General features: G+C 45.3%; 7 protein-coding genes, 1 tRNA gene and 1 pseudogene. 1 reads left to right on the top strand and 8 read right to left on the bottom strand.

Annotation, left to right across the window (positions count from 1 at the left end; genetic code table 11):
* Nucleotides 1–71, top strand: a pseudogene (locus tag B092_RS16100) (IS200/IS605 family transposase); the annotation flags it as partial.
* A 124-nt stretch (nucleotides 72–195) separates the two neighbouring features.
* Here the strand turns inward: B092_RS16100 and B092_RS0102645 are convergent.
* The 8 genes from B092_RS0102645 to B092_RS0102610 form a co-directional block, all read right to left on the bottom strand.
* Complete coding sequence (locus B092_RS0102645) at nucleotides 196–1,014, bottom strand: hypothetical protein (protein WP_026253559.1); 819 nt, start codon at nucleotides 1,012–1,014, stop codon at nucleotides 196–198.
* A 12-nt stretch (nucleotides 1,015–1,026) separates the two neighbouring features.
* Complete coding sequence (gene pth, locus B092_RS0102640) at nucleotides 1,027–1,620, bottom strand: aminoacyl-tRNA hydrolase (RefSeq protein ID WP_018573694.1); 594 nt, start codon at nucleotides 1,618–1,620, stop codon at nucleotides 1,027–1,029.
* 75 nt (nucleotides 1,621–1,695) lie between these two features.
* A complete protein-coding gene (locus tag B092_RS0102635; RefSeq protein ID WP_018573693.1) occupies nucleotides 1,696–2,340 on the bottom strand; it encodes a 50S ribosomal protein L25/general stress protein Ctc in 645 nt (214 codons plus the stop codon).
* A 120-nt stretch (nucleotides 2,341–2,460) separates the two neighbouring features.
* On the bottom strand, nucleotides 2,461–3,393 hold the full coding sequence (locus B092_RS0102630) for a ribose-phosphate pyrophosphokinase (protein ID WP_026253557.1): 933 nt from the start codon (nucleotides 3,391–3,393) through the stop codon (nucleotides 2,461–2,463).
* A 185-nt stretch (nucleotides 3,394–3,578) separates the two neighbouring features.
* Nucleotides 3,579–3,655: transfer RNA gene (locus tag B092_RS0102625), tRNA-Gln, on the bottom strand.
* Between the two features lie 113 nt (nucleotides 3,656–3,768).
* Entirely contained in the window at nucleotides 3,769–4,677 is a 909-nt protein-coding gene (ispE, locus tag B092_RS13505; protein ID WP_018573691.1) for a 4-(cytidine 5'-diphospho)-2-C-methyl-D-erythritol kinase, read from the bottom strand.
* Nucleotides 4,678–4,683: 6 nt separating this feature from the next.
* Nucleotides 4,684–5,268 (bottom strand): outer membrane lipoprotein LolB, encoded by a 585-nt coding sequence (locus B092_RS0102615; protein ID WP_018573690.1) that lies wholly within the window; start codon nucleotides 5,266–5,268, stop codon nucleotides 4,684–4,686.
* Between the two features lie 6 nt (nucleotides 5,269–5,274).
* The gene (locus B092_RS0102610; RefSeq protein WP_018573689.1) at nucleotides 5,275–7,152 is read right to left on the bottom strand and encodes a tetratricopeptide repeat protein; all 1,878 of its coding nucleotides are present in this window, start codon (nucleotides 7,150–7,152) and stop codon (nucleotides 5,275–5,277) included.
* Nucleotides 7,153–7,163: the final 11 nt, after the last annotated feature.

The raw sequence follows: 7,163 nt of genomic DNA, 5'->3' as shown, positions 1-7,163 counted from the left end.
CTGGAAGCTGTGGCGGCGCGCCGATTGAAATCATTCGACAGTATATCGAGCAACAGCAAACGCCACCATAGATTCAAAGGACGGCGTTGCCGTCCGCGCTATTCATCCTCGCCCTAAACGACGAGGCTTTCCGCGCATTTTGGTAAACTTTTACAAAAATAATACAAATATATTGGCAGCATCACTTTATGACTTTTATTCCAACGGAACACCTAAAAGCTTTAAAGCCATTATCAAAAAGACTGGTCCGCCATTAAATATAGCATGTAAATAAATCGCATTAGCGATGCCATACCTAACTCGCATCCACATCAAAACAAGTCCGGAAAACCACTGCGGCATGACCATCACCAACGTGGCAAGCATACTGGCGGTGCCAAACTTATAATTAAAAATGTGCATATAGGCAAAACCAAACACCAGTATATGCATAATAATGACAAAATACTGACGATACAGTCTTAGGAACCAGAAAGGCAAATGCCAATACTTACCATAACGGTCTAAACCCAAGCTCGGGTAAAGCACCATCACAACCGCTAAAACAGCGATCAAACTGACCGTCCCTATTACCGTACCTTGCTGTAAAAGCACAAATACCATCAGCGGCATCATCCAGAGTGCCAGCAACGGCCGTCTTATATTAAAACGAAATAATATCTCCTCAACGATAGGTGCCCAAATAACGGCTAAAGGCACCAACACAAAGGAAAAATGCACGCGATGAGTCGCGCCAACGCCGTCCGCCGCTAACAGTGCGATAGGCGCCAAGATCAGAAGATTGACGGACCACATAAAAATGGCCCACTGGAACATTCGCTTCCATGACGCATTTACCTGCCAATCCTTTAGCCATCCATTGCCCGCGCCACGCCCATAACCACGACGAAAATCGGGTTTGACAAGAAATCGGAAAAAATCTCGGACTTGAGCAAAAAATCGCTCTGCTTGATGTGGCGACGGCGATTTTTGTTGTATACGCTGAGAGGACGAGGAAAAACGGTGATTAGTCATAGGTGAATTTATTTAGGCCTTAGGCTCTGCCAACAAACGATTAGCCTTGTCTTTATCGCCCGCCAACAATGCAGGAATCGCGTGTCTAGCACGATATAAGCCATCCACAATCAATTCATGGTCGTCTTTGGAAGGCATATGTAAAACAAAATCAGCAACGCCTTGCTGAAGATTAAGCGTGCGAGGGTGACCGATACCAATGCGCAAACGCCAATAATTGCTACCGCCCATCTTGCTATGGATATCACGTAAGCCATTATGGCCGGCATGTCCGCCACCTTTTTTTAATTTGATCTGTCCCGGCATCAAATCCAGCTCATCATGAATGACCAAGATACTTTCTAAAGGAATTTTATAGAAATGGCTGAGCGCTTGCACTGCCTTACCAGAGAGGTTCATAAATGTAGCCGGCTTTAAAATAAAAACATTTTCTCCACCTTGCCTAAATTTAGCAACCTCTCCAAAGAAGTTGTTTTCTAATAAGAAGTTGGACTTAACATCATCTGCCAAGAGATCTGCCATCCAAAACCCGGCATTGTGGCGCGTTGTCTCATACTTAGGCCCGGGATTACCTAAACCGACTATTAAACGAATTGGCTCTATCATTTTCCTAAACCAAACAAAAAACCCTTGCATGCCAGTTTAACGCATGCAAGGGTTAAGAACATTTTCAAAGAGAAATTATTCTTCTGAAGTAGATTCATCTGCTTCAGTATCAGTAGACTCATCAACTTCAGTTTCTTCCGGCTCTTCCGGCTCTTCTTCTGCCTGTACAGCCACAATAGCGGCAGTAGCAAGCGTTTCAGTAGCAGCGGTTAAGATCTCAACGCCTTCAGGCGCTGCAATGGACTCAACAGATAAAACGTCACCGTTTTTCATCTCGCCTAGATCAACAACAATCTCTGAAGGTAGATCAGCCGGTAAGCAGCTAACTTCAATATCAGTCAGAATCGTGTTGATGCTGGCATCTTCTAATTTAACAGCAGGTGACTCATCAGCATTAATATAGGTTAATGGTACACGGGTAACGATCGCTACGTCAGCACGTACGCGCTGGAAATCCACGTGTAAAACGATAGGCTTATACGGATGCCATTGAACCGCACGTAATAAAACCTTTTGTGTTTTACTATCTAGATTCATCTCTAGAACGGAAGAACCGAAACCGGGCTTGCGTAAAGCATGGAAGATTTCGTTGTGTTCTAACTCGATATTTTGGGCGTCACCTTTACCACCATAAACAATGGCTGGCACTCGGCCCGCGCGACGCAGGCGGCGGCTCGCACTCGAACCCTGGACGCTACGCGTTGTGGCTGAAAATTTCATAAAAAACTCCAAATATAAAAACACCTGAACACCTCAGGCTAAGGTAAACACCTGCCAACAACATGACAAGTGTCAGCTCAGCGCCGCGACCAGCGCTAAGCTTAAAACTATTATAAGTTCTTATTCGACAAATAAAGAACTGACAGACTCGGCAGAAGCGATACGCTCAATCGTCTCTCCCAATAAAGCGGCAGACGATAGCTGACGAATCTTCCCGCATGCCTTGCCATCATCACGTAATGGGATCGTATCAGTGACCACTAAACCATCGAGCGAGGACTCTGCGACACGCTCAACTGCGCCACCCGACAATACAGGGTGAGTACAATAGGCATAAACTGCTTTGGCACCACGCGCCTTAAGCGCTGCAGCTGCCTTGCATAAAGTACCGGCGGTATCGACCATATCGTCCATTAATAAACAGGTACGACCGTCAACATCACCGATAATATTCATGACTTCAGAAACATTAGCGCGCGGGCGTCTCTTATCAATAATGGCTAAATCTGCTTCTAATTGCTTAGCCAATGCGCGCGCTCTCACCACACCGCCGATATCAGGCGAGACCACAATAAGATCACTGTATTGCTGCTTGGCAATATCCGCTAACAACACAGGACCGGCGTAAATATTATCAACGGGGATATCAAAGAAGCCCTGAATTTGATCAGCGTGTAAATCCATCGTCAACACACGGTCAACACCGACACGCTGCAGCATATTGGCGACTACCTTTGCCGTAATTGCAACACGAGCAGAACGGGGACGACGATCCTGTCTGGCATAACCGAAATAAGGAATGGCTGCGGTAATGCGACCGGCTGACGCTCGTCGCAACGCATCGACCATCACCATGATTTCCATGAGATTGTCATTGGTCGGAGCACATGTTGGCTGTAAAACGAAAACGTCACGACCACGCACATTTTCTAGAATTTCCACCATGACCTCTCCATCAGAGAAGCGCCCTACCGTCATCTGTCCTAAGGACATATCTAAATGATTAACAACATCAACGGCTAAACGAGGATTGGCCGTACCCGTAAAAATCATGAAATGATGAGGGTCACCTGCCTGTTCGTGCAAATTAGGAGTATGGGTCATGACTATACCTGAGATTATGTGCGATAGAAATTTTTGGCACAAAAAAAACCGTACTAGCTACAACCAAGAATGGCACATAATGTGTGTTGTGCTAGCTGTAAGCGTACGGTCAATTCAAAATAGAATCAAGTGGATGGCTGGGCTGGAAGGATTCGAACCTTCGCATGCCGGAATCAAAATCCGATGCCTTAACCAACTTGGCTACAGCCCATCACCTGAAAGGTAAAATTATACATCGTTTTCATAAAAAGACAAGAGATTTTGATGCCTTTATTAAAACTGTCTCTTTTTTGTATTAAAACAGCAACAAAACAACTATCGTCTTCACTTTGATGCTGTGCCTACCACTAAACATCGCAGATGCATTGACTGCAGCAAGTCATTATTGCTAAGCACTTGCAGACGGTCTTCAGTAATACGCTTCGCTGCCTCAGCCTCAGCTTGCGTGGCGTATGCAGCGAAAAACACGGAGCCAGCACCACTCATACGCGCCTGAATGCCTAAATCATGTAAAAACCGGTGCATTTCCTCTAAACCGGGATAGTGGGCCCGGGCGACCGTTTCTAAATCATTGTGTCCAAACTGCCAAGGCTGCTCGGCACGCTCTAAAACACACTCCAACTCGCTCAATCTTAATTTATCTCTATCGCGTTTTAAATCAGGATCTTTAAAAATACTGGGCGTTGAAATAGCCAATGTTGGCACAAAAAGCACATAATGCACATTATTTAAACGCGCAGTTAGATTAGCTGAGAGCTTAGTGATGCGCTCCCCTATGCCCTCAACAATAGCCGGCTCAGCTTCCAAAAAAAAGGGAACATCCGCACCCAACTGTAATGCCAGGGGCAAAAGCTCCTCTGCACTTAAATGCAAATCCCACAGCTTACTTAATGCCAATAAGGTTGAAGCCGCATTACTGGAGCCACCGCCTAGGCCTGCCCCACTAGGAATGACTTTGTGCAGCTCAATACCTACACCCAACTCAGGTTTGGAGGCATATTCTTTTAATAGACGAGCCGCCTTAACAACAAGATCATCATCTTCATCAATACCATCGATTGCATTTAAACGCCGTACTCGCCCTGAACCGTTTTGCTTAAATACCAAACTGTCATATAGCGCGATAGGTACAAATAAACTTTGCAGTAGATGATAGCCATCATCGCGACGGCCAGTAATATGCAAAAACAAATTCAGCTTTGCCGGTGCCTTAACCCTAATTACGGAACTCATGACTAACTACTGATCAATCGTGAGGCGAACAGTAATACGCTCTACTGCTTCATTGCGTATTAAATGCAGGCGTGTAGGTCCCTTAATATTGTAAGCACTTAAATTAACCTGCCAACCATGTTGGTACACCGAGAGTAAACGCCCTTGCTCATCACGCTCAACATTATCTGCTTGCGTGGTAGGCATCAACTCACCTTTGACCCAATAACGTAGACCACTCACCGGCAAGGGACGCCCGTCAAGCGCTTTAGCCATTAAATCATCCGGACTGGGCGCCACGACTCGTTGGCCTGAACTATTAATTAACACTGACTGAAAATCACTCACTTCCACTCGAGCTAAGGTATTGCCTAAGGGATTAGTCAGATCGACTTCAAGCGTGCGACCCAAATCGCGCCAAATAAAACCACCCTGTACCGCATCCTTATTGACATTGTCACGCTTATCATAAGATAAAACGGAGAAGCGTCCGACACGAGTTTCCTCTGTCAGCTGCCCATCATCGACCTTTGGTGTAAGCGTACATGCGGACATAAGAGCAACGCTTGAAAGAAATAAAGCACCTAAACACTTTTTTAAAAAAACCTGCATAACTTATTAATTTACCTCTTCGCTTTGTGATTCATCGCCCGCTTCCTGTGGCTCGGTTTTCTGCTTAGGCTCATACCCTAATCGCTTAATGGTTTCTAACAGCGCTTTATCCAACGAGTCGAGCTCATAACCGCTTTGTAAATACTCAAACGCCCTATCTGCATCACCTAACTCATAATACACATCGGCTAAATGCGCAGCGACCTCGGCTAATGGCTCTTTGCCCCAAGCCATTTCTAAATAATTTCTAGCCACTTCCATATTACCCAGTCGGAAATTGACCCAACCATAACTATCCTGAATATGCACGCTCTTCGGATCCATCGCCAAAGCTCGCTCAATCAGCAACATGGCATCATCTAAACGCATATTGTTATCAGCCAACACATAGCCAAGCCCATTGTATGATTCAGTTTCAAAAGGATAATCCAGTAATATGTGCTCCAACACCTCAATCGCCTCATCAATATGGCCCATATTTTCAAACATCATCGCTTGGCTATAGCGTATATAAATATTATCAGGATAATACTTAAGCGCTCGCTCCACGTACGCCAGACCCTGCTCAAACTCACCAAGCTCGCGGCTAAGCGTGGCATTCATCAGCAAAGCGCGTACATACGCATCCTCGTCATCGTCGGGTTGGATTTGTTCTAATAAGGCATGGGCTTGGGTATAGCTTTTGAGCTTGATATAAAGAGAAGCCTGCTCGATAAGCACATTATTGCGTGCTAAGGGCTCATCAATTAATGCTAGCTGCGCCACCCCTTTTTGATATTCGCCAAGCCCTTCGTAAATTTTTGCCATTAAAAAACGGGCATCAGTCACTGACGCTTGAGCGGTCGTTTGATTATCCGGAACGGCTTGACGTAGTTGCTCTTGAACTGAAAGATATTGATCCAAATGCCTTACGGCATCTTCAAGCTTAGCTGCTTGATACTCTACCTGGGCACGATAATAAAGCAAATCAAAATCTTCAGGATTATACTCACTCATTTTGGCCAACTCATTGAGCGCCATTTCATAATTACCATCTCTGGTCAACACATGCGTATAAAACAAACGCACGGCACGCTGTGATGGATTGTCGTCAATAAACTGCCTAACTAAGGTCAGTGCCTGAAAGCTTCTGGCTCCCTCAGCCAGCTGCAATAAACGCATCGCTGCCATGCCTTTGACCTCAGGGGACAGGTTATTTGCATTAAGTGCCTTTAAGGCATTGTCCCAAGCCATATCCTCTTTACCGGCATAGATCGCAAAATCCGATAAAAACATACTGACTAACGCATTGGGAACTAACACTTGCCCATCAATCAACTCTTGAAAGATTTCTAAGGCCTTGTCCGGCTGATTTAAACGACGCAAAAACTCCGCCACCTCGGCTAAGGCTATCTCCGGTGGCAACATCTTCATACTAAGCCGGCGCTTTAGCTCCTCAGTTAAACCATCATAATCACCGGTTTGAGCAGCAACAATCAGGTAATTTAAATGGGCCTCTTCATCGTCTTCGTCAAGCTCACGCCACAAAGTCGCTGCCTCAAGCGCAGCTTTGGGATCATCTAATAAAGAGTAAACAGCGCTTGCCATTTTTGCTAAGCTTTTTGATTGCTTAGTTTTAGCAAGCGCTAAGGCGATCGGTCCGGCGATATCAAACTGCCTTTCTTCGAGCGCCAAATACATGATTGTTAGTTGATAAATGTCCTCCATGCTCACATAAGGCCTAAGTACAATATCCGCCATCTGCTCTGCAGTTTGAAACTCCAAGTAAGGTGTTCCAACGGGCATGACATTCAACTCAACTGCTTGAGCGTACTCAATTGCTGCTTGGCTAACGCCATGAGTAGCAACTGATAGAGTAAGAACCGTTATAATTTTTTTAAGCAAATACAAAATTG

This window comes from Oligella ureolytica DSM 18253, assembly GCF_000373745.1.
GTDB lineage: Bacteria > Pseudomonadota > Gammaproteobacteria > Burkholderiales > Burkholderiaceae_B > Oligella > Oligella ureolytica.
Note: the sequence above shows the minus strand (reverse complement) of the source record. Positions and strands in the feature narration are given on the sequence as shown.

Bases quoted from the DNA above. Each gene is read 5' to 3' on its own strand.
- pth (WP_018573694.1), bottom strand. From the start codon at position 1,620: ATGATAGAGCCAATTCGTTTAATAGTCGGTTTAGGTAATCCCGGGCCT.
- B092_RS0102615 (WP_018573690.1), bottom strand. From the start codon at position 5,268: ATGCAGGTTTTTTTAAAAAAGTGTTTAGGTGCTTTATTTCTTTCAAGC.
- B092_RS0102645 (WP_026253559.1), bottom strand. From the start codon at position 1,014: ATGACTAATCACCGTTTTTCCTCGTCCTCTCAGCGTATACAACAAAAA.
- B092_RS0102635 (WP_018573693.1), bottom strand. From the start codon at position 2,340: ATGAAATTTTCAGCCACAACGCGTAGCGTCCAGGGTTCGAGTGCGAGC.
- B092_RS0102630 (WP_026253557.1), bottom strand. From the start codon at position 3,393: ATGATTTTTACGGGTACGGCCAATCCTCGTTTAGCCGTTGATGTTGTT.
- ispE (WP_018573691.1), bottom strand. From the start codon at position 4,677: ATGAGTTCCGTAATTAGGGTTAAGGCACCGGCAAAGCTGAATTTGTTT.